Here is a 1,080-nt window from a genome sequence, read left to right as displayed (position 1 = left end):
GTCCAAGCCCAAGCCGGCAAATGCAGCGGGAAATTAGGATACCACCAGCCCAGCGCGGCGATACCGGCGTTGCCCAATAGATTGCCCACTAAAGCGCCGGCCAACGACAACAAGGCGGCTTCGGTCAAGAACAGCGCTTGCAGCTCGGCGCGCCGGGCGCCCAAGGCCTTCAACAGACCGATTTCGGCGGTACGCTGGCTGACGCTGACCAGCATCACGTTCATCACCAGCACGCCGGCCACCGCCAGGCTGACCGAGGCGATGCCGGCCACCGTGTAAGTCAGTGCGCTAAGAATCTTGTCGAAAGTGTTAACCACGCTGTCTTGAGTAATCACGGTAATGTCGTCCTCGCCTTCATGGCGCGCTTGGATGATGCGGCGCACCTCGTCGACAGCTCGGTGCATCGCCGCTTCGCTATGCGCCTCGATCAGAATTCGGAACAAGGAGTGACTATCGAACAAGGCCTGCGCCGAGGCCACCGGCACGATCACCAGTTCGTCGAAACCGGTACCGATCGACTGGCCTTCCTCGGCCAGCACGCCAACGACCCGGAAGCGGCGGTCGTTGATTCTAAGCCATTCGCCGACCGCTCGACGTTGGCCGAACAAATCCTCGCGGATTTTCTTGCCGATGACGCAGACCGACAGTTCCCGCCCTGCGGCGGCTTCGGGCAAAAATCGGCCCTGGGCGACCGTTAAATGTCGCACCCGCAGCAAGGCATGGGTCGAACCCATGATGTTGGTTTCCCGCTCCAGGCCGGCCACCGACACCGGCGCCGAACCGATATTGACCGGCGCGATCGCGGCGATATTGCGGCTGCGGAACAGGGCTTCGGCGTCTTCCAGCGTCAGATCCCGCGGCGTCTCGCCGAGCAGCGGGGGGTGGCCGCCGGTGGTTTCGCTACGGCCCGGCAATACAATCAACAAGTGGGTGCCCAGCGACTCGAATTCGTTGACGACATACGTGCGCGCGCTGTCGCCCAACGCGGTCAGGATGTTCACCGATGCTACGCCGATACTCATCGCCAGCACAATCAACCCGGCCCGTAATGCTTGGGCTGCGATGGCCTTGCCGGCTTGG

The 1,080-nt window shown here is 62.6% G+C and carries 1 protein-coding gene; it reads right to left on the bottom strand.

Features of this window, described 5'->3' with window-relative positions:
- Nucleotides 1-1,080 (bottom strand): ABC transporter permease (locus tag A1355_RS09880; RefSeq protein ID WP_064027513.1); only part of this gene is annotated, 1,080 nt, incomplete at both ends.

It is taken from the genome of Methylomonas koyamae (assembly GCF_001644025.1).
Taxonomy (GTDB): Bacteria; Pseudomonadota; Gammaproteobacteria; order Methylococcales; family Methylomonadaceae; genus Methylomonas; species Methylomonas koyamae_A.
Note: the sequence above shows the minus strand (reverse complement) of the source record. Positions and strands in the feature narration are given on the sequence as shown.